This window comes from Allomuricauda sp. MMSF_3307, from assembly GCF_030733585.1.
Classification (GTDB): Bacteria; Bacteroidota; Bacteroidia; order Flavobacteriales; family Flavobacteriaceae; genus Flagellimonas.
This window is the reverse complement of sequence record NZ_JASHIQ010000002.1, coordinates 312,020-337,184: the sequence shown is the minus strand read 5'-3', so window position 1 is coordinate 337,184 and position 25,165 is coordinate 312,020. Positions and strand designations below refer to the sequence as shown.

At 47.0% G+C, this 25,165-nt stretch carries 32 protein-coding genes; 20 read left to right on the top strand and 12 right to left on the bottom strand.

The window, feature by feature from the left end; all coding sequences use genetic code 11:
* Positions 1-100: 100 nt before the first annotated feature.
* The gene (locus RBB12_RS05940) at positions 101-517 is read right to left on the bottom strand and encodes an HYC_CC_PP family protein (RefSeq protein ID WP_036385878.1); all 417 of its coding nucleotides are present in this window, start codon (positions 515-517) and stop codon (positions 101-103) included.
* Positions 518-617: 100 nt separating this feature from the next.
* Here RBB12_RS05940 and RBB12_RS05935 point away from each other — a divergent pair, with 100 nt between their 5' ends.
* The 20 genes from RBB12_RS05935 to RBB12_RS05840 all read left to right on the top strand — a co-directional run bounded on the left by RBB12_RS05935 (position 618) and on the right by RBB12_RS05840 (position 16,346).
* Positions 618-797 (top strand): hypothetical protein, encoded by a 180-nt coding sequence (locus tag RBB12_RS05935; protein WP_139297725.1) that lies wholly within the window; start codon positions 618-620, stop codon positions 795-797.
* Positions 798-1,080: 283 nt separating this feature from the next.
* Positions 1,081-1,500: an HYC_CC_PP family protein gene (locus tag RBB12_RS05930; RefSeq protein ID WP_036385880.1), complete on the top strand. Its 420-nt coding sequence runs from the start codon at positions 1,081-1,083 to the stop codon at positions 1,498-1,500.
* Between the two features lie 166 nt (positions 1,501-1,666).
* A complete protein-coding gene (locus RBB12_RS05925; protein ID WP_036385881.1) occupies positions 1,667-2,248 on the top strand; it encodes a helix-turn-helix domain-containing protein in 582 nt (193 codons plus the stop codon).
* Between the two features lie 75 nt (positions 2,249-2,323).
* Positions 2,324-2,731 carry a c-type cytochrome gene (locus RBB12_RS05920; protein ID WP_036385883.1) on the top strand — a complete coding sequence of 136 codons (408 nt, stop codon included), beginning with the start codon at positions 2,324-2,326 and terminating at the stop codon, positions 2,729-2,731.
* Complete coding sequence (locus tag RBB12_RS05915) at positions 2,728-3,885, top strand: hypothetical protein (RefSeq protein ID WP_090294894.1); 1,158 nt, start codon at positions 2,728-2,730, stop codon at positions 3,883-3,885. The genes RBB12_RS05920 and RBB12_RS05915 overlap by 4 nt, the downstream gene beginning before the upstream one ends.
* A gap of 65 nt (positions 3,886-3,950) precedes the next feature.
* Positions 3,951-4,223: a cytochrome c gene (locus tag RBB12_RS05910; RefSeq protein WP_090294892.1), complete on the top strand. Its 273-nt coding sequence runs from the start codon at positions 3,951-3,953 to the stop codon at positions 4,221-4,223.
* Positions 4,224-4,247: 24 nt separating this feature from the next.
* Positions 4,248-4,700, top strand: coding sequence for a hypothetical protein (locus RBB12_RS05905; protein ID WP_090294890.1), 453 nt, complete (start codon positions 4,248-4,250; stop codon positions 4,698-4,700).
* A gap of 62 nt (positions 4,701-4,762) precedes the next feature.
* Entirely contained in the window at positions 4,763-4,969 is a 207-nt protein-coding gene (locus RBB12_RS05900) for a hypothetical protein (RefSeq protein WP_090294888.1), read from the top strand.
* Positions 4,970-5,035: 66 nt separating this feature from the next.
* Positions 5,036-5,275: an SHOCT domain-containing protein gene (locus RBB12_RS05895; protein WP_090294886.1), complete on the top strand. Its 240-nt coding sequence runs from the start codon at positions 5,036-5,038 to the stop codon at positions 5,273-5,275.
* Complete coding sequence (locus RBB12_RS05890; RefSeq protein WP_090294883.1) at positions 5,272-5,550, top strand: DUF5676 family membrane protein; 279 nt, start codon at positions 5,272-5,274, stop codon at positions 5,548-5,550. The genes RBB12_RS05895 and RBB12_RS05890 overlap by 4 nt, the downstream gene beginning before the upstream one ends.
* An 18-nt stretch (positions 5,551-5,568) precedes the next feature.
* Positions 5,569-6,291, top strand: coding sequence for a lycopene cyclase domain-containing protein (locus RBB12_RS05885; protein ID WP_090294881.1), 723 nt, complete (start codon positions 5,569-5,571; stop codon positions 6,289-6,291).
* Between the two features lie 2 nt (positions 6,292-6,293).
* Positions 6,294-7,661, top strand: coding sequence for an NAD(P)/FAD-dependent oxidoreductase (locus RBB12_RS05880; protein WP_306013264.1), 1,368 nt, complete (start codon positions 6,294-6,296; stop codon positions 7,659-7,661).
* A 163-nt stretch (positions 7,662-7,824) separates the two neighbouring features.
* Positions 7,825-8,655 carry a universal stress protein gene (locus RBB12_RS05875; RefSeq protein WP_090294878.1) on the top strand — a complete coding sequence of 277 codons (831 nt, stop codon included), beginning with the start codon at positions 7,825-7,827 and terminating at the stop codon, positions 8,653-8,655.
* A gap of 3 nt (positions 8,656-8,658) precedes the next feature.
* Positions 8,659-9,516 (top strand): ATP cone domain-containing protein, encoded by an 858-nt coding sequence (locus RBB12_RS05870; protein WP_090294876.1) that lies wholly within the window; start codon positions 8,659-8,661, stop codon positions 9,514-9,516.
* Positions 9,503-10,879 (top strand): MBL fold metallo-hydrolase RNA specificity domain-containing protein, encoded by a 1,377-nt coding sequence (locus RBB12_RS05865; protein WP_275648312.1) that lies wholly within the window; start codon positions 9,503-9,505, stop codon positions 10,877-10,879. Before RBB12_RS05870 ends, RBB12_RS05865 begins: the two co-directional genes overlap by 14 nt.
* A gap of 3 nt (positions 10,880-10,882) precedes the next feature.
* A complete protein-coding gene (locus RBB12_RS05860; RefSeq protein ID WP_090294871.1) occupies positions 10,883-12,385 on the top strand; it encodes a thymidine phosphorylase family protein in 1,503 nt (500 codons plus the stop codon).
* 16 nt (positions 12,386-12,401) lie between these two features.
* Positions 12,402-13,295: a ribose-phosphate pyrophosphokinase gene (locus RBB12_RS05855; RefSeq protein WP_090294868.1), complete on the top strand. Its 894-nt coding sequence runs from the start codon at positions 12,402-12,404 to the stop codon at positions 13,293-13,295.
* Positions 13,292-13,942 (top strand): hypothetical protein, encoded by a 651-nt coding sequence (locus RBB12_RS05850; RefSeq protein ID WP_090294866.1) that lies wholly within the window; start codon positions 13,292-13,294, stop codon positions 13,940-13,942. Before RBB12_RS05855 ends, RBB12_RS05850 begins: the two co-directional genes overlap by 4 nt.
* A 6-nt stretch (positions 13,943-13,948) precedes the next feature.
* Positions 13,949-14,242: a phosphoribosylpyrophosphate synthetase gene (locus tag RBB12_RS05845; RefSeq protein ID WP_090294862.1), complete on the top strand. Its 294-nt coding sequence runs from the start codon at positions 13,949-13,951 to the stop codon at positions 14,240-14,242.
* A gap of 19 nt (positions 14,243-14,261) precedes the next feature.
* Positions 14,262-16,346: a copper-translocating P-type ATPase gene (locus RBB12_RS05840; protein ID WP_306013265.1), complete on the top strand. Its 2,085-nt coding sequence runs from the start codon at positions 14,262-14,264 to the stop codon at positions 16,344-16,346.
* Positions 16,347-16,617: 271 nt separating this feature from the next.
* On the opposite strand, the gene RBB12_RS05835 is transcribed toward RBB12_RS05840, so the two are convergent.
* The 11 genes from RBB12_RS05835 to RBB12_RS05785 all read right to left on the bottom strand — a co-directional run bounded on the left by RBB12_RS05835 (position 16,618) and on the right by RBB12_RS05785 (position 25,131).
* The gene (locus RBB12_RS05835; protein ID WP_090294857.1) at positions 16,618-17,403 is read right to left on the bottom strand and encodes a DUF4138 domain-containing protein; all 786 of its coding nucleotides are present in this window, start codon (positions 17,401-17,403) and stop codon (positions 16,618-16,620) included.
* The gene (gene traM, locus RBB12_RS05830; RefSeq protein WP_090294854.1) at positions 17,400-18,332 is read right to left on the bottom strand and encodes a conjugative transposon protein TraM; all 933 of its coding nucleotides are present in this window, start codon (positions 18,330-18,332) and stop codon (positions 17,400-17,402) included. The genes RBB12_RS05835 and traM overlap by 4 nt, the downstream gene beginning before the upstream one ends.
* Positions 18,313-18,939, bottom strand: a complete 627-nt coding sequence (locus RBB12_RS05825) for a conjugal transfer protein TraK (RefSeq protein ID WP_090294852.1) — start codon at positions 18,937-18,939, stop codon at positions 18,313-18,315. The genes traM and RBB12_RS05825 overlap by 20 nt, the downstream gene beginning before the upstream one ends.
* 10 nt (positions 18,940-18,949) lie before the next feature.
* Positions 18,950-19,789, bottom strand: coding sequence for a hypothetical protein (locus tag RBB12_RS05820; protein ID WP_090294850.1), 840 nt, complete (start codon positions 19,787-19,789; stop codon positions 18,950-18,952).
* Positions 19,789-20,394 carry a conjugal transfer protein gene (locus RBB12_RS05815; RefSeq protein WP_306013266.1) on the bottom strand — a complete coding sequence of 202 codons (606 nt, stop codon included), beginning with the start codon at positions 20,392-20,394 and terminating at the stop codon, positions 19,789-19,791. The genes RBB12_RS05820 and RBB12_RS05815 overlap by 1 nt, the downstream gene beginning before the upstream one ends.
* Positions 20,391-22,802, bottom strand: a complete 2,412-nt coding sequence (locus RBB12_RS05810; protein ID WP_163636518.1) for a TraG family conjugative transposon ATPase — start codon at positions 22,800-22,802, stop codon at positions 20,391-20,393. Before RBB12_RS05810 ends, RBB12_RS05815 begins: the two co-directional genes overlap by 4 nt.
* Positions 22,795-23,073, bottom strand: a complete 279-nt coding sequence (locus RBB12_RS05805) for a hypothetical protein (protein WP_163636517.1) — start codon at positions 23,071-23,073, stop codon at positions 22,795-22,797. Before RBB12_RS05805 ends, RBB12_RS05810 begins: the two co-directional genes overlap by 8 nt.
* Entirely contained in the window at positions 23,073-23,360 is a 288-nt protein-coding gene (locus RBB12_RS05800) for a hypothetical protein (protein WP_163636516.1), read from the bottom strand. The genes RBB12_RS05805 and RBB12_RS05800 overlap by 1 nt, the downstream gene beginning before the upstream one ends.
* A gap of 292 nt (positions 23,361-23,652) precedes the next feature.
* Positions 23,653-24,315 (bottom strand): ATPase, encoded by a 663-nt coding sequence (locus tag RBB12_RS05795; protein ID WP_306013267.1) that lies wholly within the window; start codon positions 24,313-24,315, stop codon positions 23,653-23,655.
* Complete coding sequence (locus tag RBB12_RS05790) at positions 24,312-24,902, bottom strand: hypothetical protein (protein ID WP_306013268.1); 591 nt, start codon at positions 24,900-24,902, stop codon at positions 24,312-24,314. The genes RBB12_RS05795 and RBB12_RS05790 overlap by 4 nt, the downstream gene beginning before the upstream one ends.
* Positions 24,853-25,131, bottom strand: a complete 279-nt coding sequence (locus RBB12_RS05785) for a helix-turn-helix domain-containing protein (protein ID WP_306013269.1) — start codon at positions 25,129-25,131, stop codon at positions 24,853-24,855. The genes RBB12_RS05790 and RBB12_RS05785 overlap by 50 nt, the downstream gene beginning before the upstream one ends.
* Positions 25,132-25,165: the final 34 nt, after the last annotated feature.

Here is a 25,165-nt window from a genome sequence, read left to right as displayed (position 1 = left end):
TGAGTTTATTGTGTTGGAAATAGTGAAAATGTTCCAAAGGCAATAAATACCTAGGGCCATGCCAAAAACCATAGCACGGCCAAACGTCATCGATATGCTCTTAAATAAGGAAAGTTTGATCAAGAATCTGAATATCCTTGACCAAAAGGGGCGGAGGGTAATGTACGACAGAAACTATATTTTCCTGTAATCCCTCAAAAAGATTGATGTAACTGTACGTGAAGGCAACCAGGAACTGATGCTCCCCAACACTTAAATTTTCAACGGAAAGCAATAGATCCCCATTTCCTTGTACGGAAAGCGTTTCGTCATCGCAACACTGTTTTTTCTGCAGCTTGTGCTGGTGTGAATCCGATGGCTGCTGCATATCCATTCCACAGGATTCCGCTTTACCGAAGAAGGAAAAATCAACAAGATCTTCCCCACAATAGTGTTGTGCCACCGCAAAGGAAAAGGTGGATGCCAGCACGTTGAGTGCCATAAAACAAGATAATATTTTGAACCAAAATATTCTCATAAGCGGTTACAAAACTACAAAAATTTTAACAACCTCATTAAATTTAACACAATTTATACAAGGATTCCGCATAAAGCCCCTGCTTTTCAAAGTACCGACCATGGCACCCCATACTTTTGACCATCAATCATTTATACGACCATCGTATCTGGTCCGGGACGGTATAAAGCACATCGTGGTTCGAAGGCCCTCCTTACTGGCAACGGATGGAACCCTGACCAATAGCATTGTATTTTCAACCCGATTAAAGGTGGAACCCTTGTCTTCAATCGAACCATAACAGACCTTAAAGTTCCTCGATACCGAATCCGATCGTTGGACAGCTGACGGTCATTCCTTTCCCCACATATTGTATACCAGTATAGTATTGTGATCCTTGTGGTGGCCCAATGCCAGTACTTTTGGTAAACCTGATATTTGTCATGTTTTTTCCGAATCCCATACCTTACATTTGGAACCAAATCCTGCTGAAATCACACACAAACAGTAATCATATGGATAACTGCATAATTGATTACAGTTTGATTTTTAGCGAGTTAAACAAAATTTAGTAACTTTAGGAAGTGAAGCAAACCACATCGAAAATATTGTCCCTGTTTCTGGCCTGTTCTGTATTGATCAGTACCACTTCCTTTGCATCGAATGCCCATTTTTGCTGTAACAAGTTGGTCAGTTTTTCTGTGACCGGCAAAGCAAAACCCTGCGACCAAAAGCTTCAAAATCCCAAAAACACCTCAAGGAAGTGCTCTTTGGAACAAAAGGATTGCTGCAGCACCGATACCTATGCCAATATTGGCAAGGATGACCTGATGCTGGATTCCTTTGACCTTGATTTCGGCACACTTGTATTTCTAAATGCCTTTATTTTTTACCATATCGATCGTTTCGAAGGGCTACAGGAAAACATAATCCCTTTTAAAGACTACGATCCCCCGTGGATCGAACAGGATCTCCTTGTCCTTCATGAAACTTTCCTAATTTGATTTTTACACTGGCGGAACGTCAATGCAATCGTTCGCTCTTCACATTGGTCATGGCCACTAAATGACCTTTTTTGTCGTGTGCTATCTCCACGACGGCATATCCTGATCGATTCTCCTATCGGGTTTTGACCCGATATTATTTACGCTTAACAATAACTCAGACACCATGGATTCCAAAAAGGAATACTGGATAAAGCATATGGTCTGTAGGCGATGCCTCAAGGTCATAAGACAAGAATTGCATGACCTGGGCATTGAGGTTCTATCCCTTGAACTGGGGAAACTTACGGTAAATGCCCCGGAAATAGGGATTGCCGAAGTTGACCAAAAAGTCGTGGACGTCCTACATTCCAATGGCTTTGAAATAGCCAAAAGCGAAGAGGAAATGATCGTTGAGAAAATCAAGATAGGCTTGATTTCCTTAGTGACCAACGTCCCGATTAACCACAAAGGGAACACCTCGGACTACCTTGTCGATTTATTGCATCGCGATTACAAAGTACTGAGCAAGGTTTTTTCCAGAAATGAAAACATCACGATCGAAAAGTACTTTATCAAGCTCAAGATCGAAAAGGTAAAGGAGCTTATCCAACTGGGACAATATTCATTTTCCGATATCGCCTATATGCTCGATTACAGCAGCGTCAACCATTTGTCCGCACAGTTCAAGGAAATTATGGGGATGAGCATGACGGATTACAAAAACGGACAAATGTGGCAAAGGGATTTTCTTGACGAAATAATATAAAAATCCAGGAATATTATGAAGATGGCCTGTCAGGTCAAACAGTAGTTTTAACGCAACAACCTAACAAATAATAAAATGAAACTTACACAAAAAAAATCAATACCCATAATGCTAACGTTCCTAATGACCCTTTTGGCCCTACAGGCGACCAGAGCACAGACCCAATGGGAAGCCCCGGCCAGTGCGGACAATTTGAACAATCCCTTAAAAAATGATGCCACGGCGACAGAAAGCGGCAAACGGACCTTCAGAATGCTCTGTGTGATCTGCCACGGGGCCAAGGGTAAGGGAGACGGCATGGGCGGAGCCGGATTGACCCCAAAACCCACCGACTTGACCAGTGCCAAGGTACAGTCCCAATCGGACGGTGCCCTATTCTGGAAATTGACCAACGGTAAGCCCCCTATGGCTTCCTATGAAACCGCACTTCCCGAAAACAAGAGATGGGAATTGATCAACTATATCAGAACCTTGAAAAAATGAAAAAACTACTAATGACCCTAATTATCTTAGGGTTGGGATCTTCGGCTTTGGCCCAGACCTACAACACCTTTGAACCCAGTAAGACGCAGTTCATGCTGCGTGGTTACGGACACACCGGATTTGAATATTTGGATACCGGTGGTGAACAAGAATCCACCTTTCTAGGGGCCACATTCGCCCCTATATTCCTCTACAAGCATTCCGACAAGCTCATGTTCGAGGCCGAACTGGAGTTTGAGCTCGAAGGAAATGAATTGAAAACGGGACTGGAATATGCCGATGTGATGTATGTGCTCAACAAGCACATGACCGTAAGGGCCGGTAAATTCCTGCTTCCCTTTGGAACCTTTATGGAGCGTTTGCACCCTGCATGGATCAACCGACTTCCAAGCAGACCCCTTGGATTTGGTCACGACGGAATTGCACCGGCCTCCGATATCGGTGTCGAACTCAGGGGGGCATTCGATCTGGGCGGTCCCAAAATGAACTATGCGGTTTATGTGACCAACGGTCCGCGCATCAAGGATGGAAGTGAGGAGCCTGAAGAAGCGGGTATGCTGGATTTCGGTTATTATGAAGATGTGAACCTGGCCAAGGCCTTGGGTGGCAGGATCGGCCTACTCCCGCTCTCGGATTCATCCATGGAATGGGGGATTTCCGCCTATACCACCAACAGTACCGGCGCAGAGGACTCCGATTACAAGGAAGTGGGTGCCTTTCTTTGGGCGCTGGATCTTTCCTATGTAAAATCGATCACCCCCTTACAAGGGGTTGTGGACATCAAGGCCCAGTACAACAGTTCCAATGTGGATACCGCCACCTACTATGAAATCGAAGATGGGATTTCCGAACCTTACTCCTTTGACAACCAAAGCAGCTCCTTTTATACACAATTGAGCTATCGCCCCATCATGTCGGGAAGCGACTTTATAAAGCAACTCGAATTTGTGGGTCGATATTCCGATTTTAACGCCCCTGAAGGAGCGGAGTGGGAAGAGAAGTCAACGCAGTACGCTTTTGGTTTGAACTATTGGCTGAGTTGGCGTTCCGTGGTCAAACTCAGCTATCAAACCACCAAGATGGAAGGTGGTCATGACAGTGATGGCACGACCCGAACCAATGGATTGTTTGTGCATTGGGCCATTGGATTTTAAAATCAAAAAAAGAAAGTGAAATGAAAACAACAACGAATTTTAAAGCAGCAATAATCCTGTCCGTCATGGCATCGATCATGGTCGCCTGCTCCTCCAATAAAAAACCCATTGCGACGGATACCGCGACCGAGGTGGCGGGGAGTGAAGTGGATTTCAAAATTGAAAAATCCGGGGCGCAGCTCTGGGGCGAGGTGTGCAACCGATGTCATATCGCCCCTTCACCCGCGGATTACAACGATACCGATTGGGAAACCATAAGCCTGCACATGCGGGTTCGGGCCAACCTGACGGAAGAGGAGATCACCAAAATCGAAACCTTTCTGAAATCAGCCAATTGACGTATAATCTTTAATTCATATACAATGAGAACTTTAGTAATTTTTTTTTCAGTGATGGGTCTTATGTCCTTAAACGGTTGCAAACAATCAACCGATGTAGAAGCCTTGCTTCAAAACGAGGAAACAAGAAGCGAGATCCTTAAAGATCTGGTACAAAACCATGATTATATGATGGAATTCATGGAACAGATGCAAGGGAGCGACCATGCCATGCAAATGATGCAGGGAAACAAAAAAATGATGGGCACCATGATGAAGGGACAAGGCATGCAAATGATGATGGGCGACAGCACCATGATGAACCAAATGATGGGCAACAGACAAATGATGCATTCCATGATGAACGGAATGATGAAGGATGGCGAGATGATGGGCGAAATGATGCAAATGATGCATGACAAAGGGATGATGAGCGAGGAATGCATTCAATCCGGCATGAAAATGATGGGGGACAAAGGAATGGGGATGAACCATTAGACCATGGGTTCGATCGGCCATGCCGAACACTTTGAATTCTTGACAACTAAAACGGATATCTCATGAAAAATCACTGGATATGGATGGTCCTGGGATGTGGACTACCACTGCTGTTCATTTTTTTGGCGCCTTCAATCGGGATGGGCGATGGCGCTTCCCTTTTCATTTTCATCCTGGTCATGTTCGCCATCCACCTGTTCATACCGCACGGTTCGCATGGACATGGTGGAAATGGCCACACCCATGACAGGGAAAACGAACAGGGTTGATCGGAACAATAGCACCCATGGACTCCAAGGAACGAAATATTTTAATACAACCTTAAATCAAGTATCATGCATTATTACGACGGACATTTTGGAGGTATGCACCTTATATGGTGGATTATCTGGATCATCTTTTTGGCTTGGATATTCTTTATCCCATCGGACATTCCCTATAAAAGGCACCAAGAGGATAGCCCACTGGAAATTTTAAAAAAAAGATTTGCGAAAGGCGAAATTTCCAAGGAGGAATTTGAGGAATCAAAAAAGGTCCTTCAAACTGACAATGAATCTAAAACAGAAAAACCATGAATCGATTTAATGTAAAAAAATTAGGCTTTGCCTTTGGTCTTACTGGGGCCATAATCTATTTGGGCTGTATGATCGTAATGGCAACGGCCGGCAAAGAGGGTACGATATCCTTTTTCAACAGTCTACTGCACGGATTGGACACCACCAGCATCATACGAATGGATGTGCCCCTGTCCGAGGCTTTTTTGGGGCTTGTACAGACCTTCATCATAGGTTGGCTCATCGGGGCGTGCATAGGTGGGCTTTACAATGCCCAGATCAAACATCGAAAATAGCCTTACGTTTCGAAGATCATGCAGTACGTTTGGTTCATATGGTCCCTTATCATCCTGGCACTCTGGGCACTCCTTTTTGTGTTGAAAAAAGGGTATAGGGAAGAAATGCTCAAGATGAGTCTTATCACCATGCCCTTTGGATTGACCGAGCCCCTGTTCGTGCCGGAATATTGGCTTCCCCCCTCTTTGTTCCAATTGGCCGAAAAAACGGGTTTTGACCTGGAAAGCTTGCTGTTTTCCTTTGCGATAGGTGGGATAGGCACCGTGCTCTACAATTTGATATTTGGAAGGGTCCTTTCCAAAATCCCTTTGATCGAGCGCCATCATAAAAGGCATAATCTGCACCTATATCTTCTTTTTGTGCCCGCATTGGTCTTTGTCCCCATGGCGTTGTTCACCAAGCTTAATCCCATTTATTGTGGTGTTTTGGCCCTGCTTGCGGGTGGGTTGGCCACCCTTTATTGCAGGCCCGATCTAAAGGGAAAGGTCTGGGTGGGCGGCTTCCTGTTCACCTTGTTGTATTTTTTGTATTTCGGGAGCATACTTCCCTTCTACCCCCAATACGTCGATCTGTACTGGAACCTGGACAATCTTACCGGTATCCTTGTTTTCGGCATTCCCATGGAAGAGCTATGGTTCGCTTTCACTTTTGGAATGTACTGGTCCGGTTTGTACGAACACCTATTCTGGAGAAAAACCGTGAAATCCGAAACCCTATCCATTGACCCAAACCCTAATTGAACATGGACACAACAAATTGCGACACATCAAAGATAATCTGTCTACCAGAGCCGGGTATGCCCCGGATAGTGGTCATTGGCGGTGGTTTTGCCGGACTGGCCTTGGCAAAGGAATTGAAAAACAAGAAGGTTCAAGTGGTCCTATTGGACAAAAACAACTTTCATGCGTTTCAGCCTTTATTGTACCAAGTGGCAACGAGTGCCCTGGAACCGGACAGCATAGTTTTCCCATTCAGAAAGCAGTTCAATGGCTTCAAAAACCTAGTGTTCCGATTGGCGGAAGTATCAGAAATCCAACCTTTGTCCAATACGGTAGTGACCGACAAGGGGGCCGTTTCCTATGATTACCTGGTTTTGGCCACTGGGACAACGACCAACTTTTTTGGTATGGAAAGCGTTGCTAGGAACAGTTTGGGCATGAAGGGCATACGTGATGCCCTCAACATCCGGCATTTGATGCTGCAAAATCTGGAGCAGGCCGCCATTACCTGTGATGGGGAGGAACGCGATGCCCTCACCAATTTTGTCATCGTGGGCGGCGGTCCGGCCGGGGTTGAAATGGCAGGGGCCTTGGCCGAATTTCGTAGATACATCCTGCCAAAGGACTATCCAGAGTACCCATCCTCCACCATGGAAATCTACTTGGTGGAAGCCCTTGACGAACTATTGGGCACCATGTCGGACAAGGCCTCCACCAAGACACTGGCCTATTTAAGGGAACTTGAGGTAAACGTACTGTTCAACGAATCGGTAAGTGGGTATGACGGTAGTGTGGTCACCACAAAAAGTGGAAAGGAGATCAAGGCAAAAAACCTCATATGGACCGCAGGGGTGCAGGGGCAGTTCCCCAAAGGCATTGCCCCTGATAAAGTGGTAAAGGGCAACCGGCTCAAGACCGATCCCCATTTACATGTTGAGGGGTATGGGAATATTTTTGCCATTGGGGACATAGCCGCCTTGATCGGGGAAACGACTCCCAAAGGGCATCCCCAAGTGGCGCAGGTAGCCATCCAACAAGGCAGGTACCTTGGGCGGTCTCTTTGGGCCACCCTTCATGGAAAACCAACAAAACCCCTTTCCTACAAAGACAAGGGATCATTGGCCACAGTGGGCAAGCGCAAGGCCGTCGCCGATTTGGGCAAATTCAGGTTTGGCGGGTATCCCGCCTGGCTATTGTGGTCCATCGTTCACCTTATGTCCATCAGTGGTTTTAGAAATAGAATCCTGGTCGGTTTGAACTGGGCCGCAAGTTATTTCACCTATGAAAAGGGCAACCGTTTGATTATAAGGAATTTTAGCCCTCCAGACCAAGGCCCACCTAAAAAATCCAGAACGGGAAACTTCGGGAACCATAAAGAAAAAGTCCAATGAAGCGGAAACCAATATCCTATGATGTGATCAAAGGGAGGCTGATTTTTGAAAGAAAGGCCTTCCATGGACCCTTCAGGGGTAGCATCCAATTTTTGAACAACGTCCAATGGATATATCTGGACGACACGACCACAATTGCAGAACACATAAAACCCTATGAGCCATGAACAATATTCTAGTACCCACCGACTTTTCCAAAAACTGTGAAAAAGCAGCACAATTGGCCTTGGAAATGGCCAAGGCATACCAATCCGAGATCCATTTTTTGCACCTTATGAAAACACCCGTGGATTGGATAAAGCTGGATAAGGAAAAGGAAAAGCGCTATCCGGAGACCCTTAAACAGATCGGCAAGGCCAAAGCCGCCTTACGGGAGTTGGAAAAAACGGCCGAACGGAAGGGACTGAAGTGCCGGACCTTTCTTCAGTTTGATGCCGGACAAGCAGATATCCTGGAGCATTCGGGACATTTTCACCATGACTTCATCATTACCGGGAGCAGCGGTACCAAAGGAGTCGTCCGCGAATTGACGGGAAGCAATGTGGAACAAATTGTACGAAAGGCCCATGTCCCCGTTATCGTTGTAAAGGATGAAAAGCTACACTTTCCCTTCAAGAACATCGTGTTCGTTTCGGACTTTGAGGAAGATTGCAGCCAAGCCTTCGAGAAGGTCATCTCCATTGCCAAAAAATGCAATGCCCGGATACACTTCTTGCGCATCAATACCGAAACCGACCACAACAGTATCCGATTGGGCCTGTCCCCCATTGAAAATTTGCTGAAGAAATTCCCGGGATTGGAAAACTATGCGCTGGCGGTCTATAATGAACCTTCCGTTGAAACGGGGATCAATACCTTTGTTGCACAGCATCCCATTGATCTTATCGCCATGGTCACCCACGGCAAAACAGGGTTTTTAAGCCTGTTCCGAACCAGTATTGCCGAGGGCGTCACCAACCATGCGTCCTTGCCCGTAATGACCTTACACCTCTAAGCCATGGCCAAATCCGTTAACCTTATCAAACATTCGGGCGATGTAGTCCCGTTCGATCGTAAAAAACTGATCCATTCCTTACAACGTGCCCGCGCAAGCGATGTACTCATACAACAAATTGTGGAGCAAGTCGAGCACCAGATCCAGGATGGCATGACCACAAAAAAAGTATATCAGCTGGCCTTTACAATGCTTCGGAAAAAGTCCCGTGTGAGTGCCTCTAGATACAAGCTCAAAAAAGCATTGATGGAATTGGGCCCCTCCGGTTTTCCCTTCGAGAAATTGGTCGGTGAACTCATGGGGCGCGAAGGATTCTCCACCCAGGTAGGTGTCATAGTAGCGGGCAATTGCGTACAGCACGAAGTGGATGTCATAGCCCAAAAGGAAAATGTACATTATATGATCGAATGCAAATACCACAGTGACCAAGGCCGGTTTTGCAATGTCAAGACCCCTTTGTATATCCATTCCCGCTTTCTGGATGTGGAAAAGCAATGGGTCCGCCAAAAGGGACATGGTGCCAAACTCCATAAAGGTGGGGTGTACACCAATACCCGGTTGACCACTGACGCCATCCAATATGGGAACTGTGTTGGATTGCTCCTGTGCAGTTGGGACCATCCGAACGGAAACGGACTCAAGGATAGAATAGACAAGGCGGGTCTTCATCCCTTGACCGCCTTGACGACCCTTACCAAAGGGGAAAAAACAAAATTACTGGATAAGGGCATCGTCCTTTGCAAGGACATCCACGAAAACCCAATGTTGTTGGATGACATGGGAATCTCCAGATCCCGGCAAAAAAACATCTTGAACGATTCAAGGGAATTATGCAAAACCCATAGTCATGGACCTAGATAAAACAAACATTCATTTTTTGGGGGCGTCAGGTACGGTCACCGGCTCAAAATATCTTTTGGACACAGGAGACAGAAAAATACTGGTGGATTGTGGACTGTTCCAGGGACTGAAGGAACTGCGCCTTAAAAACTGGGAATATCCACCCGTAACGGTTTCGGAAATAGATGTGGTATTGCTCACCCATGGCCATATGGACCATACGGGATATCTTCCCCGATTGGTGAAACAGGGATTCAATGGGTCCATTTATGGAACATATCCCACCTTGGACATCACAAAGATCATTTTAAACGACACTGCCAAAATACAAGAGCAGGAAGCCGAACGTGCGAATAAGGAGGGCTATTCGAAACACCGTCCTGCCCAACCTCTCTACGACCTAAAGGATGTGGAAAAGACCCTTCCGCATTTCAAGGGGGTTCCCCAATCCCAATGGATTACCCTATTCGATGGCATAAGGGTACGGTTCCAATACAACGGACACATCCTGGGAGCCACACATATCGACTTGGATATACACGGAAAGCGCTTTGTTTTTTCAGGGGATATTGGAAGAACCAAGGACCTATTGCTTTACCCACCCCTAAAACCGAGAAAGGCCGATGTGCTTTTCATTGAATCGACCTATGGTGGAAGGTTCCATCCCGATGAGGCGGAAGCCCTCCCCTTGATCGAAAAATTGGTCCAGGACACCATAGCCAGGGGCGGTAGCCTTTTTATCCCCAGCTTCTCGGTAGAACGGGCCCAGCTCATGATGCTCATTTTTTGGAGGTTGCTGAAGGAGGGCAAAATCCCCAAGGTCCAAATGATCATGGACAGTCCGATGGGTACCGATGTATTGGAGCTTTTCCATCGTACAAGGGATTGGCACAAGTTGGAAGACCATGAATGTGATGAGATGTGTTCCCACTTCAACGTGGTAAGCAGCTATCGTGAAACCATGGAGCTGCGTATGGACCATAGCCCCAAAATCGTCATTGCGGGAAGCGGGATGCTAACCGGGGGGAGAATGCTCAACTATTTAGAGACCCAGGCCCCAAACCCGAACAATACCTTGCTTTTTGTAGGGTATCAGGCCGAGGGTACCCGGGGCAGAAAGCTGTTGGAAGGTGAAAAAGAACTAAAAGTATATGGAAAATGGGTGCCTTTCAACATGCAGGTCTGCGAGGTCGAAGGCCTATCGGCACATGCGGACCATGAGGAACTCCTGGGCTGGATGGACAGGATGGCCAATGCACCGGAACGGATATTCATCGTCCATGGGGAAAAGGATGGTGCCATCGCCCTACAAAGGGGCATCAAGGAAACCTATGGTTGGGAGGCCGAGATCCCACAATTATATCAAATCGAAGAAATCGCATAGACCATGGAACCCAATTCAAACACCTTAACATACAAACACCTTGGCATATACACCCAAAATGAAAATGTGGTGTACATGCGGTATGATTGCCACGTCTGTAAATCGGAAGGATTCGAAGCCCTTGTCCGGATAAGGGTCTCCAAGGCACCCCGTTCCATTGTGGCAAGCCTGAACGTGGTAAGTTCGAACATGCTCTTACCCGGTGAGATCGGTCTGTCCGATGCTGCGGCCCAGAAACTGGACGTTTCCGAAAACGACCTGTTGCACGTCTCCCATTTGGAGCCCATAGCGTCCCTTGGCCATGTCAGGGCAAAGATCTACAACAACAAACTCGACCGTGAGGCCTATGGGCATATCATTACGGATATCCTTGCGGGGGACTATTCCAACATCCACCTGTCGGCCTTCATCACGGCCTGTGCCGGTGACCGTATGGACTTGGATGAGATCACCGACCTGACCAAGGTCATGATCACCTCGGGCAAAACCCTGGACTGGAACCAAAGCATCATCGTCGATAAGCATTGCATCGGTGGACTTCCCGGCAACCGCACGACTCCCTTGGTGGTGGCCATGGTCACCGCATATGGGCTAACGATGCCCAAAACATCCTCAAGGGCCATCACCTCCCCGGCAGGTACTGCGGACACCATGGAGGTCATGACCAACGTTACGCTTTCATCGGATGAAATAGAGCGGGTCGTAAACCAGGAAGGAGGCTGTTTTGTGTGGGGCGGAACAGCGCAACTGAGCCCTGCGGACGATGTGCTCATCAAAATTGAAAAGGCCTTGGATATCGATAGTGAAGGGCAACTTATCGCCTCGGTCCTATCCAAAAAAGCGGCCGCAGGCTCCACCCATGTGGTCATAGACATTCCTGTGGGCGAGACCGCCAAGGTTCGAAGCATGGAGATGGCCCAAAAACTTCAGAGGGATATGGAGGCGGTCGGCAGGGCCGTTGGCCTCACGGTAAAGATTGTGATAACGGACGGTACCCAACCTGTGGGAAGGGGCATAGGACCATCCCTGGAGGCCATGGATGTGCTCAGTGTGTTGAAAAATGAGGCCAAGGCCCCACAGGACCTAAAGGAACGTGCTGTTTTATTGGCAGGCGAACTGTTGGAACTTTCAGGAAAGGTGGTGTCAGGGGAAGGCAACAGAAGAGCACTTCAAGTATTGGAATCGGGAAAGGCCTACGATAAATTCATTTCCATTTGTGAAGCCCAGGGACGTTTCTCCCTCCCCGTCCCGGCACCCCATACCTTGGAGGTCAAAGCTGAAAGATCAGGTGTCCTACACCACATTGACAACAGAAAAATTGCCAAGCTCGCCAAGCTTTCAGGGGCGCCCCGGGCCAAATCCGCAGGGATTTCACTGTACGTCCGTTTGGGGGACCGTATAACAAAGGGCCAAACCCTTTATACCCTGCATGCGGTAACAGAGGGTGAACTACGATATGCACTGGACTATAAAAACGATCATGAAGACATCATAACCATCCTATAAAACTTAAACAACACCTATGGAAACCATTTTGTTCAGTCTACCCGGAAATGAAGAGCTCACTGCCCTTATGGCCAAGCAAATGAATGCCGAAGTGGGAAGGGCCATCTTGAGGAAATTCCCCGACGGGGAATCCTACACACGCATCCTTTCAAAGGTGGAAGGCAAGTGTGTTGTCCTGGTCTGTACCCTTCACGAACCGGATGAGAAACTGTTGCCCCTCTATTTTTTAAGCCACACCGCCAAGGCACTCGGGGCAAAGTGTACCTGTTTGGTGGCCCCCTATCTCGCCTATATGCGACAGGATACGATCTTTCAGGAAGGGGAAGGTGTGAGCGCTGCATTTTTCGGAAAGTTGGTTTCGGGCTTTGCCGATAGCATGGTCACGGTGGATCCCCATCTGCACAGGATCACCTCCTTGGGCAAGGTCTATACCATCCCCAACAAGGTCATCCCCGCGGCCGACAACATATCCAAGTGGATAACGGAACATATCAAAGATCCGGTATTGATCGGCCCCGATTCAGAAAGTGAGCAGTGGGTCTCGGAGGTCGCCAAGAATGCCGGTGCCCCATTTACCGTATTGCAAAAGATTCGCCACGGCGATCGGGACGTGGAAGTTTCGGTCCCCGAAATAGATACCTACAGGGATGCCACCCCGATCTTGGTGGATGATATCATATCCACGGCACGAACCATGATCGAGACTGTCGGCCATCTTAAAAATGCGGGCATGAAACCACCAGTTTGTATCGGTGTCCACGCGGTATTCTCGGGCAATGCCTATGGTGACCTATTGGCCGCCGGGGTCGGGAATGTGGTGACCTGCAATACCATCCCCCACCCATCGAATGCCATCGATTTGAGTGGTATATTGGCAAGTGAAGTACAAAAAATGATGCATCACTTATGAAAAAACAAGGTTTTTTGTTATTGTTCCCATTCCTGATGTTCGCTCTCACCGCGAACGGACAGACGGACATGCTTATCGGCCAAATTTCAGGCCGATCCATCGTACGGGAAAATTTTGATGGCCAAGGAGCATTGCTCAACAAACAAACGTTCAAAGTCGGCGCGATCATGGAGAAAAATGGCAATTATGCCATTAAGGTGGTCGCACAAATGTTCGATAGGGACAACGAACCGACCGACACCTACTCCACCCTCTATAGCTGCAAGCCCGATCAGGCCAGTATGATGGTCATGGCCTTCCCGTTTTCCGACCCAGGTTCAAAGGAGACCGAGATCAACGCCACATCCACGGGATTCAAGGGGCTGTATGACTTGGACCACCTTGGGGACATTGAGATGAAGTTGACCTTTGATTCGGGCCTTTTGAACTTTTTTGGATCCAAGAGCCTGATACGGATCTACGGGCGGACTTGGGACAACGGGCAAAATGAACTTGATTCAAAAATCGAGATCAAGGCCTATGCCCTGGGCATACGGATAAAACAACTCCACTATACCGTCAAGGAGGAATTGAACGAGGACGGTTTATTGAAATTTCAGAAATTTACCGAAGAGGACCAAAGTTATTTCACGATGACCTATAATTGAAAGCCCATGAAAAATTACGATACCCTTTCAGAAGCCATATCCGATTTACAGGCAAAGGGCTATACCTATGATTTTAACCTCAAGCCCCATTGCCTGGAATGCGCTTCCCTTAAAATCGAAATTCGACCGGAGGACTTTAAGGTCGACCAGACCCATCGTTTTGAGGGGATGAGCAGCACCGATGACAACAGCGTGCTGTACGCCATATCCTCCAAGGATGGCATCAGGGGCATCCTGGTGGATGCCTATGGCGTCTATGCCGAAAACATTTCTGAAAAAATGAGAAAAAAATTACGATAACCCATAAAAAGGACCGATCATGGAAAAGCACCAACACCACGACCATTCACAGATGAACCACGATAAGACCGACCACTCCAAAATGGACCATGGCCCCGGGGGCCATTCGGGGCACAACCCCGCACATGGCCAAATGGGCCACGACCACCACAAAATGATGATCGCCGACTTTCGAAAGCGATTTTGGGCAACGCTGGTACTCACCATACCCATCTTGTTCCTATCGCCGATGATCCAGGATTTCTTTGGATATGAATTCCTGCTTCCCGGTAACCCTTACTTTCTTTTCGGGCTTTCCACCATTGTATATTTCTATGGGGGATGGCCTTTTTTGAAAGGTTTTTGGTCAGAAATAAAACAGGGTGCACCGGGAATGATGACCTTGATCTCCATGGCCATTTCCGTAGCCTATTTCTATAGCACGGCCACCGTATTCGGACTGAAGGGCCAAGACTTTTTCTGGGAACTGTCCACCCTTATAGCCATCATGCTACTCGGGCATTGGATAGAGATGAAGAGCGTCCTTGGTGCCTCAAAAGCCTTACAGTTGTTGGTCAGCATGATGCCTGCCGAAGCACACCGTGTCAAAGGGGAAACCATAGAGGACATACCGTTGGAAGCGGTATTGAAAGATGACATCATACTGGTCAAGCCGGGGGAAAAGGTCCCAGCCGACGGTACCATCGTCGAAGGCAGCAGTTACCTGAACGAATCCATGCTCACGGGGGAATCGAAACCTGTAAAGAAAGAGGAAAAGGACAAGGTGATCGGCGGTTCGGTCAATGGCAACAGCACCTTAAAGGTCAAAGTGGAGCACACGGGCAAGGATAGTTACCTCAACAAAGTGATCACGATGGTGGAAGAGGCCCAAAAGACCAAGTCCAAAATGCAGAACCTTTCCGATAGGGCCGCCAAATGGTTAACCTATATCGCCTTGACCATTGGTTTTGGAACCCTGGCGGTATGGCTGGCCCTGGGTTTCCCCTTTGTTTATGCCCTGGAACGCATGGTGACCGTTATGGTCATTGCCTGTCCCCATGCCCTGGGTCTTGCCATCCCTTTGGTGGTGGCCATTTCCACCGCGGTATCCGCCCAAAACGGCCTATTGATCCGCAACAGGACCGCCTTTGAGGAATCCCGGAAGATATCGGCCTTGTTATTTGATAAAACGGGGACCCTGACCAAAGGTGATTTTGGCGTTACCCGAATCCAATCGGTCGATGACAACTATTCCCAGGATGAAGTCCTTCGCCTGGCAAGTGCCTTGGAACAAAGCTCGGAACACCCCATTGCCGTGGGTATCATCAAAAGGGCCCAAGAGAAAAAGGTCACCATTCCCAATCCCTTGAACTTTCATGCGATCACTGGAAAAGGGGTCGAGGCAACCGTGGAGGACAAACCGGTAAAAGTGGTCAGTCCCGGTTTTTTAAGGGACAACAACATTCCCATTCCCAAAGACGCCTATAGCGATGCCGCCGAAACCGTGGTATTTGTGTTGATCGAGGAAAAACTGGCCGGATACATTGCACTGGCCGATGAGATACGATCGGAATCCCAAGAGGCCATTCAGGTATTCAAGAAGAACGACATCAAGGTATTGATGGCCACTGGGGACAATGAAAAAACGGCCAGGGCCGTTAGCGAAAAACTCGGTTTGGATGGCTATTATGCCGAAGTGTTGCCCCACCAAAAAGTGGAAATAGTGGATGAACTCCAACGTAAGGGCGAGTTCGTGGCCATGACCGGGGACGGTGTGAACGATGCCCCGGCCCTTGCAAAGGCCAATGTGGGCATTGCCGTTGGTTCCGGTACGGACGTTGCGGCGGAAACCGCCGACATCATCTTAGTCAACAGTAACCCCAAGGATATAGCCAATCTCATCCTGTTCGGCAAGGCCACCTACAACAAAATGATCCAGAACCTGATTTGGGCAACGGCCTATAATGTGGTCGCCATTCCGTTGGCCGCCGGTGTACTGTATTCCTCAGGGTTTGTCATGGGCCCTGCCGTCGGTGCGGTGTTCATGAGCCTGAGCACCATCATTGTGGCCATCAATGCGCAGTTGTTAAAACGTAAGATAGGAAGTAATCAGATAAAAGGATGATAGGCAAATAGAGCAATTTAGCATATAAAAGGGTGCATTCCCAATAGCAATACGGATTTTCAGTGTTCCCGCAATCCTATTAGGCCACTACGAAGAGAATACTGGATTCTGGTATTAATACTGCTGGAAGCCAGTTCCATTTTTCCTGAGGTGTACCATTCCTAATTTATTTCCTTTCTTGGTAACCATTATAACCTTTGTTATGGCAAAATTTTGTTTTCATGTTAAAGTGTATACCCTATAAGGGATTCCACTTCTCTTTATCGATAGGTCAATAGTTGAGCTCCAACCTTCTGCCTCCACGGCTTTCCAAGAGAATCAGTCTTAGATGCTCCTTATGGAATAGGACAAATTTGGGTAGCACAAGTACAAATCGTTGGGAAGTCCCGGTTTTAATAATTTTGGGTCGTTCAAAGATAAAGTGGGGTTCCAACCTGGTTTCTTGATACGAGGATCTCCGTTTCAAGCTGCCATTTATCCTTAGGGCCTCAAGGGTGCCTACTTCAAAATCAATGCCTGATCGGTTGCGCACCTCTACAACCATAAATACTTGAGCGTTTCGGTAGACCAACCTTTTCAACAGCAATCGGATTCCCTTTCTTCGCACCGATGCCAAGGCACCATTCCCATCACTTGATGGCAATCCCCTTAAAAGAGGAAATCGAGCTGTGTGGGAAGCCAAGGAATCCCCTTTTTTACCAGGTAATGGCTGTACTGGACCAATGCTATGCGCCTTGTCCACAAAAAAATGGGTTTGGGCAACGTTTTCCCTATAGGCCACCTTAAATTCATATGCTTGTCCGTCCATGGTGACCACCAAAAGGTTGGTAATGGTGTTGGCTGTGGACTGCAATAGCCCAAAATATTGAGCTTCTTCCCGGTTATAGGTAAAGATCGCTTTAGTGTTTCCCGTTATAGCCTGTTTGATGGGACTGGGAAAAAAGAGGGCCACGTTCATTTGTGAATTGGCTTGGATGGTGTCCAAAACCTTTTGGCCCGATACGGTGTGCCCATAGGCCATTAGCATTACTGCAATGATGACGTTTAGTGTTTTCATGATCTAGGTATTAAGAAAAATTGATAATGGTCGGAAATCTGAACTTTAACGGTACGTTGATCACGCTGAAATATGCGTTTGATCCCATTGAACTGGGGCACACCCGGCACATTGATCTCTCCAAGGCCCTCATCCAAAGACCGATCCACCACTTCACCCCGCAGATGGTTCTTCACATAAATCCCTTCCTGCCCATCCTGGGCATCATAGGCTTGCATATCCATAAGGGTTGTCCCCAATCGGGTAAGTTCCACCATCACCCGGTTGGGCCTTATCTTTACAAAGCCATAGAGGCGGGTACCTCCTGGCATCCTTTTCCCATCCACAACATAGTCATGGGCGAGTCGCAAGTCCAATCGTTGTCCATCCCGAAGGGTCTGGTCCCCATCCACATACACCTTGGCCACAGCAGTAGTTGGTAAATTTCCATCGGAACGGTTCCTTTTTGGATTGGAGGCAAAGAACAGTTGATGTACCAATCCTAGCTCCGTTTCCGTCCTTGGGGAACCCATTGTCAACTTTTCATCGTCTACCTTTACCTTCTTTACAGTCCCCAACCTGGGCATTACGCCTGCATCCGACACAGAAACTTTTTTCGCAGTAAAGGCATTGGTATCAAAGACACTGTCTATGATACGCTGCTTTTCATATTCCATATAATCGGGATTGAAATACCCTTTATCATCCACCATGTGGTCGGGATACACTTGTGGTGCCGTGGATTGTTTTTCCACCTTGATGGCTTCCACGGCTTCCAGTTTGGTTTCAAACTCCACCGAAGTGTCCTCCAGATCCGGCATGGGGATCCTCCCTACATCAAGGCTTTCCTTTTTTGGCTTACCAAAAGTGACGATGCTATATATGGTGATAAAGAGTACCATACATGCCAGTACCAGCACAAAAACTATTTTATTCTTCTGTGTTTTCATGAGTTTCTAGTTTACGAAGTGAGTTTTCAAAAAAATCAGTGATCAACAATCCATGAGGATTATGGGGAAAATTCCGTTCCACCTGGATCAAATGTCCCGAGGTCACCAGTTCATAGGTATCGGTGACGGTTCCCCGATTGATCCGTATGTGCAATTGGGTCCTAAACGCAAAGGAAGACCCATCCCAATCCAGCTCTGTATCGATTCGGATGACCTCTTGCACAAGGGAATATTGCAACAACCGGTTATAGAAACCGTCTGCCTTTTTCTGTTGAAAGACAGCACCAACGGAGGCATTGCCCAACCAAAGGGCCTTCTCCATGTTCTTCTCATAACTGCCGGCATCCACCCCATAAAACCACCTATGAAACTGTTCCAAATGGGCCAGGGCCTCCACTTCCAGATGATCTCGTTGTTCGGCCCAGGAAAGCGGTATGACCTCCCCTTCCCCATTGACCACGAAGGCCCCGTTCAACGATTCACGGTATATCCTGCCCACTAGGACCATAGCAACCATACAGACCAAACCCGAGGCGATAACCACGCCAAGAACCACAAAACGGTTGAGCCGCAGCACATGAACAATACTTTTAAAAGGTGTTTTCATAGACTTCAATTTAACCGGTGAACAATCGAAGGGTAAAACTGGTCGCCCTTCGGTACAATTTAAATTTGAGCAAGACAATAAAGCCAATGGTCCCGAGTTCAATGATGGAGGCAAAGAATTCACGCCCAAAATCAAAACCAAAGAGGTTCCCCCAGAAGTTGGTACTGATCTCCGTATAAAGGTTGTTGACGAAGACATTGACCAAAAAGAAGGCGGGAACCAGCATATATACTGCTGCATAGAGCTTGAAATAATTATAGGCCAATGGCCTGAACTTTTCAAAGACGGCCAAGCTGATGACCAAGGGAAAAAAGGCCTGTAGGATCCCCAATAGGAAATATCGCTCTGCAAGGAACAAAGGATAGATGAACAGGTCCATAAACCAAAGAATGACCCCGATGATAAAGGCCAAGACCTTTAATCCGTACAAAGGAGTGACCAAGGCCTCATACAAGAGTGCCATGGCCTTTTTGGCGGCTTCCAAGGCACCCACATCCCGTTCCAGGTCCACATCCTGCAACTGTAATGGGAGGAGTGCCGGAGCCGTGTCCCGGTATTGGGTCTCAATGGCGACCAAAATCCCATCAAAAACTCCCAATACCTCAGTTGAAAAGATGACCAAGAGCACCACCAAAAAATTCTTGGCCAGTTCCGTTGGGGTCAACCCCCAGGTATGGCCATCGGTAGAAGCTATTCCCTCATTGTATTTCTTCAAAATATTGATCAGAAAGAACAGCACGGCCAGGGTCTTCATCCCCACTATCGTGTATTGGGAGAAATCACTGTCCTTGATGGTCTGGAAGACCGCATCCACATATTCCAATCCTATGCCCAAAAAGTATCCCGCCATCAGTATTCCGTTTCCCGGTTATTGATGATATCCTGCATCCTCCGAAAGGAAATAATCTCTCGATAGCGTCGGGTCTTGACCTCCAACTCGGCCACCATTTCCTGCGACTGCACTTTTTTTTCCATCAAAATGGCCGTGCGCTCCGCATCGGACATCTTCAAAAAATCACTGGACAAAATCTGGTTTACAAAATCGAGATCATCAATGGCCGTATCCATGATCTGTTCAAAGGCTCTGGATACCTGTTCCACCTCCCCGGCTTTGATATAGGGGGAATTCAAAATATCCCTCAATTCATTTTGCACGGTATTGAAAAGGATTTCATTGTTCCGTGCGAGTTCCCGCACCGCCTTCAATTGTTTAATGGTATTGTTGACTTTGACAATATTGTCCTTCTGTTCCTTTAAAAACTCCACGGTCTTTAGCAGTTCAGAGGTCTGCTTTGCAGATTCCAACAGGGATTTGGTCATGCTGATAAAGTTCGTATTGTCATACACCGGCATTCCCTGGGCCGTAGCACGGCCGGGCAAGGAAATGGCCAAGATCAGAGCGAGTATCAAAGTCTTGGGATTCTTCCAAAGGGTTTGTTTTATTGTTACTCTCATATCATTTTCTTTTGTTGATTTATAAATTCAGTAATGGCCCGTTCCATATTCCCAAACTGTTCAAAGAGCTCCATAAGCTGGCCATGTTCCACCCCATCGGTGAGATAGGCGGCATAGACCTCTGGGGGCACCTCCAAGCGAAAGACATTGCTTTCCTTCCCGATTTTGATAAAGATTTCGGTGTATTTGCGCACCCCGGTAAGGTTGTTTCTAAGGGACTTCAATTGATTGAGATCATGGTTGGAGAGGTGCAACCGTCTAACCAATTCATCATAGCCCTTCTCGTTCCGTAAACTGTACACGACCTGCGTATTCTCCAGGATACTTGCCGAAGTGGCATTTTCCGGTAATTGGTTGATGGATTGCAGGATGATACCAATGGCCCCGTTTTGCTTTCGGATGGCCTGGTAATAGAACTCCACACTCTCCAATACATGGGGAAATTTAAGCTGCTTGGCAAACTCATCGAAAAGAATAATGCCCCGTTCCGACCTGTTCCTCCAAATGGTGCGTTGGATGGCGGACTTGATCAATTTGAGCATTACGGACAGGATTTCCTTATTGTCTCGCACTTCGTCCAGTTCAAAGACAATCAGGCGCTTGTCCTCTATTTTATAGGTCTGGTCTTCTGCCACATGGAACAGAAAACTGTACAGTCCCCCATCCACATATTCGGAAAGAATGTGCAAAAATCCATAGACATTGAAATCGGATTCATGAACTCGGGTCTCCTCGATCAAGGTATCCTTGTGCTTATCAACAAACTGATATAGGGAAGCCAAGGAATGCCCCGCCCTGACAGCATCATAATAGTGCAACAACACTTTTTTCAAGGCCACTTCCTTGGATTTGGTCACCTGGTTTTCAGCCAAGAGCTCCAAAAGAAAGAGGGCCAGATCTTCCAGTCGTTCAGGGGTCAAATCGGACGGATCGGCGATATAAAAGGGATTAATACCCAAATTCTTGCCTTGCTCATAGCGAAGGACCACGTGATCATCGGGATACAATTGGGCAAATTTGGCATAAGAACCCCCTAAATCGATAATGACCAGTCGTACATCCGCCTCAAAGTATTGACGTAGGATATTATTGGCCAAGAAGGATTTCCCTTCTCCTGTCGGGGCAAAAATGGCAAAGTTCCGGGCCTTGATACGCCTTTTCCCCTCGTCCCATACATCCTTGACCACAGGAATATTGTACTGTCTATCATTAAAAACGATTCCTGTTTCATCAGAGCGATAATTGGTATTGTTGATATACAGACAAAGGGCTGCCTTCAGGTCCATCACAAAAAGATCTTCATTGGAAAAGTTGGAAGCATAACTGGGATAGGAGTTCAAAAAATAATGTTTGCGCTCCTCCCCATGGGGATGATAGGGTCGTATATCCAGTTCCTTCAATTGCGCCTTGATGCCAGAAGCAATTCGCTTCAACACCCCAACTTCCGTATGCCAATAAACAATATTCACATGGCCACGAATTATTCGTGCGGTATCATCCCCATTGATCCTGTCCAAGATATGTTGGACCTTGTTGCGGACCACTTTGTTCTGGGAACCAAAATTGGAGCTCTTGGAGAGTTCCTCAATTTTTTTATCCAATAGTTTACGCCATTGATGGGTATCATCTAGATATAGGATTTGGTTGATGATATGGTTCTCCCCCAATTCCAGTCCCAGACCGTCCAAAAAACCTTTATGAAAACTGAATCCGTCCGAACTGAATTTCCCGTTGGGCACACTGCTTTGCACGGTTTCTCCAAAACATTCTTCATGGTTGATGGCCATCACATCAAAATAATGGTCACCAATTTCTATGGGGCCTTTCCCAAACTGGATATCCGTATCAAAATCAAGATTGTATCCATTGAAATAAGCATGGGTATGCTCCAATATGGCTTCAGGTTCCATGGGTACCATGGACACGCTTTTGGAGTTGTTGATATAGGATACCGCATCGTTGACGGCGGTCACAAATTCCGCTACCTGCACATCCAGTTTCCGGTGCAACCCTTTCTCTACTTTTCGAAAGGGATTGACATATTTGGTGGCATTAAGGGCTTTATCAAGAGGAAGTACAAAGAAGAGATAACTCTGATGGTCCAAATGCTCCCTACCCACAAAATAATCATGGGTGGCCTTGGCCAGAAAGGTTTCCTTTGGAAGGTTCCTAGCATCATAACCTTTCTTTTGATACCTATCCTGCTTATGGATAATAGCACCCACGGGCAAGGATTTAAAGGCCTGGAACCACATCCCGTGCAGCTCCTCAAAATCCGTCTCAGAAAGGGAGTATATCTCAGGTAATTCCACTTGATAACACAACACCACATCGCCATTGCTCCCAAAAACCACATGGTTCTGGATATCCAGGATTGGGTGATATGCATTGAAATTGAGCTTAGACATAGTCAATGGGATTCAATTGTTTGAGGCTTATAATCTTGGGAAAGGTTTGCACTACCTTGAATTGGAAGGGTTTCTTCACCCACTGCAACAATGCCCCATAGAGCAGGGCATTGAAGAGCAGTAGGCACACGATGACACCAAAATGAAAAGAAAAAATGATGATCAAAAGCGAACCGATGACAGCAACCATCATCAAGGCAAACAGGGAAATGGACAGTCCCATGATCATGGCCCGTTTTCGTATATTTCTATAGACCTCGAACTGTTTCATCAGACCACAATTCCGATGAGATAGGTAAAGATGCCCACAACGGCCCCGGCAATCAACACAAAGACCAAGACCCGGGTAATGCCCCTTTTTAGGTCAGCATTCTCTCCAAAGAAATGTCCGGCATTAAAAAGGAAGCCCACTAAAAAGATGACCCCCAATATGATGGGAAATATGGCCCGAATGGTGTCTGAAATATCGTTGACCGAATCCTCAATACCCCCGATCTGGGCCAAAAGGGCACTGGAGGTAAAAAGCAACATTAAGGTGATGAAGAAAGATTTTCGCATATCGTAAACGTTTAAGGGTTAGACGATTATTGATATGTGAAAATTAATGGAATACACATCACAAATATTTGATAATCAGTTATTTGTGAATATCATTATAGTTGCATTGAAACAGGTTCAATTGGTCTGGAATCCATGCAGATTTAATGAAAAAGCGAACACTCCCTGTTGATAAGTGCCATCTGGTTCCAATCCCTCCAGCCCAAAAACGTCAAAAGTAGCTGATCGGCCCATCAAAAAGTGTTGCAATTCGCCCAAATTCAAGGTTACATGCTACACCAGCCACAAAACCTTATTTTCTTTTGTCCTTACAGTCCTTATCAAACCCTACAAGGTTGAAAAGTTCCCGCATCCTTGACCTTACCCGGTTCCCATACCTTGCTTCCAGTTCCTGTGCATTGAGATTGGTAGTGGCGTGGGTCTTGATCTTATGGTCAGTGAACAGCTCATAGCGGGACAATAAGATCTCCCCCATGACATTGCACTCCTTTCCAAAATGGACCCCATCGGGTTCCACACCCAGATCATCAAAACAAAAGGATTGGGAATTCCCGTAGTCCCCAATGATCTTAAAGCCCAAATGGTTGAAGCCAAAGACAATGTTCCTGGAGGGAATGACCTCATAAGGCCTTTGGTGGGGCACCATGAACTTGAACAGTTTCATCAGGCTGGTCTTCCCACAGCCTACCGGACCTGAGAGGAGAAGGCCCTTATCCACATCGATGCCCAACTGTTTGCAACGTTCCCTGTCCCGGATAAAGTAGAGACTGAGCTTGTACAGCATCTCCCGGTCCTCCCTATGGATCCTGAACTTTTTGCCGAACAGGAGTTTTCCCTTGGCATCGAGATAGACCAGTATCTTCTCGAAATCGTATTTGATCTCCCTGCCCTTCAGGGAGCCCAGTTCATAACTTATGTCACCTTCGGTGATGATATGTGGGGCCTTAAAATTCATAACGGCTCATTGTAGTCTTTGTCTTTGCTGGTCCGCAAGTTGTCCAGATATGGGACAGTGGGGGTGCGTTTGGCATTGTTTTCTTCGATCTCAAAAACTTTCTTTTTCATTTTCTTTTGTTTCTTCCCGTTTGTATTGTTTTTAGTTGTTTGTATATGTTTGTTTATAGGTACCAATGCTTGTCCATTGCTTGTCCCGAATTTGGTACGGTGGTTGTCCATAGCTTGTCCAGTACTTGTCCCAAAATCGAACATCTTGATCCGGCTGCCCTTGTAGGGGTTATGGGATGGAGTATACAGAATATAGTTCCAGTGACTGAGCTCGCGGATGCAACGGTGATAAGTCGATTTGGACCCGATCTTGGCATAAGCCATGGCCTCTTCCCTACTGATAAAGAACTCGGCCACAAAATAATTTTGGTTCCATAATTGGAACAGTCCGATGTACAGGCTGATATGGGTCGGGTTCAACCGGTTGTCCTTGGCAAATTGGGCAAACACCCCGTTCAGGTGTTTGATATAATTGATGTCCTCCACCCTAGATACGGTTATGGACCTTGTTCTTTTCCAATACCTCCATGATCTCATGGTATTCGTAATAGAGCACCCCTCCTATCTTGGTATAAGGCAGGGTCCCATTGATCCTTAGGTTTTGAAGGGTGCCCGGGGATATGCCCAAGAGGTCCCGCACCTCATTGGATTTGAGCCATTTTTTGTTGCGTTGTCCCTTTTCGTTCTGCAAAAGGTCCTTGATGTCCTCCAACAGTTCTATCTTGAACTCCCTTAAATCTTCGGTGGTAATGATGGTCGCTCCCATGTGTTTTGTGATTTAATAGGAAGGGCCACTACAT

Coding starts and splice junctions, on each gene's coding strand:
- RBB12_RS05810 (WP_163636518.1), bottom strand. CDS start 22,802: ATGTCTAAGCTCAATTTCAATGCATATCACCCAATCCTGGATATCCAG.
- RBB12_RS05915 (WP_090294894.1), top strand. CDS start 2,728: ATGAAAAAACTACTAATGACCCTAATTATCTTAGGGTTGGGATCTTCG.
- RBB12_RS05845 (WP_090294862.1), top strand. CDS start 13,949: ATGAAAAATTACGATACCCTTTCAGAAGCCATATCCGATTTACAGGCA.
- RBB12_RS05825 (WP_090294852.1), bottom strand. CDS start 18,939: ATGAAAACACCTTTTAAAAGTATTGTTCATGTGCTGCGGCTCAACCGT.
- RBB12_RS05875 (WP_090294878.1), top strand. CDS start 7,825: ATGAACAATATTCTAGTACCCACCGACTTTTCCAAAAACTGTGAAAAA.
- RBB12_RS05905 (WP_090294890.1), top strand. CDS start 4,248: ATGAGAACTTTAGTAATTTTTTTTTCAGTGATGGGTCTTATGTCCTTA.
- RBB12_RS05840 (WP_306013265.1), top strand. CDS start 14,262: ATGGAAAAGCACCAACACCACGACCATTCACAGATGAACCACGATAAG.
- RBB12_RS05925 (WP_036385881.1), top strand. CDS start 1,667: ATGGATTCCAAAAAGGAATACTGGATAAAGCATATGGTCTGTAGGCGA.
- RBB12_RS05900 (WP_090294888.1), top strand. CDS start 4,763: ATGAAAAATCACTGGATATGGATGGTCCTGGGATGTGGACTACCACTG.
- RBB12_RS05805 (WP_163636517.1), bottom strand. CDS start 23,073: ATGAAACAGTTCGAGGTCTATAGAAATATACGAAAACGGGCCATGATC.
- RBB12_RS05880 (WP_306013264.1), top strand. CDS start 6,294: ATGGACACAACAAATTGCGACACATCAAAGATAATCTGTCTACCAGAG.
- RBB12_RS05885 (WP_090294881.1), top strand. CDS start 5,569: ATGCAGTACGTTTGGTTCATATGGTCCCTTATCATCCTGGCACTCTGG.
- RBB12_RS05895 (WP_090294886.1), top strand. CDS start 5,036: ATGCATTATTACGACGGACATTTTGGAGGTATGCACCTTATATGGTGG.
- RBB12_RS05835 (WP_090294857.1), bottom strand. CDS start 17,403: ATGAAAACACTAAACGTCATCATTGCAGTAATGCTAATGGCCTATGGG.
- RBB12_RS05890 (WP_090294883.1), top strand. CDS start 5,272: ATGAATCGATTTAATGTAAAAAAATTAGGCTTTGCCTTTGGTCTTACT.
- traM (WP_090294854.1), bottom strand. CDS start 18,332: ATGAAAACACAGAAGAATAAAATAGTTTTTGTGCTGGTACTGGCATGT.
- RBB12_RS05785 (WP_306013269.1), bottom strand. CDS start 25,131: ATGGGAGCGACCATCATTACCACCGAAGATTTAAGGGAGTTCAAGATA.
- RBB12_RS05815 (WP_306013266.1), bottom strand. CDS start 20,394: ATGAGAGTAACAATAAAACAAACCCTTTGGAAGAATCCCAAGACTTTG.
- RBB12_RS05870 (WP_090294876.1), top strand. CDS start 8,659: ATGGCCAAATCCGTTAACCTTATCAAACATTCGGGCGATGTAGTCCCG.
- RBB12_RS05865 (WP_275648312.1), top strand. CDS start 9,503: ATGGACCTAGATAAAACAAACATTCATTTTTTGGGGGCGTCAGGTACG.
- RBB12_RS05850 (WP_090294866.1), top strand. CDS start 13,292: ATGAAAAAACAAGGTTTTTTGTTATTGTTCCCATTCCTGATGTTCGCT.
- RBB12_RS05910 (WP_090294892.1), top strand. CDS start 3,951: ATGGCATCGATCATGGTCGCCTGCTCCTCCAATAAAAAACCCATTGCG.
- RBB12_RS05800 (WP_163636516.1), bottom strand. CDS start 23,360: ATGCGAAAATCTTTCTTCATCACCTTAATGTTGCTTTTTACCTCCAGT.
- RBB12_RS05940 (WP_036385878.1), bottom strand. CDS start 517: ATGAGAATATTTTGGTTCAAAATATTATCTTGTTTTATGGCACTCAAC.
- RBB12_RS05920 (WP_036385883.1), top strand. CDS start 2,324: ATGAAACTTACACAAAAAAAATCAATACCCATAATGCTAACGTTCCTA.
- RBB12_RS05820 (WP_090294850.1), bottom strand. CDS start 19,789: ATGGCGGGATACTTTTTGGGCATAGGATTGGAATATGTGGATGCGGTC.
- RBB12_RS05790 (WP_306013268.1), bottom strand. CDS start 24,902: ATGAGATCATGGAGGTATTGGAAAAGAACAAGGTCCATAACCGTATCT.
- RBB12_RS05795 (WP_306013267.1), bottom strand. CDS start 24,315: ATGAATTTTAAGGCCCCACATATCATCACCGAAGGTGACATAAGTTAT.
- RBB12_RS05855 (WP_090294868.1), top strand. CDS start 12,402: ATGGAAACCATTTTGTTCAGTCTACCCGGAAATGAAGAGCTCACTGCC.
- RBB12_RS05860 (WP_090294871.1), top strand. CDS start 10,883: ATGGAACCCAATTCAAACACCTTAACATACAAACACCTTGGCATATAC.
- RBB12_RS05935 (WP_139297725.1), top strand. CDS start 618: ATGGCACCCCATACTTTTGACCATCAATCATTTATACGACCATCGTAT.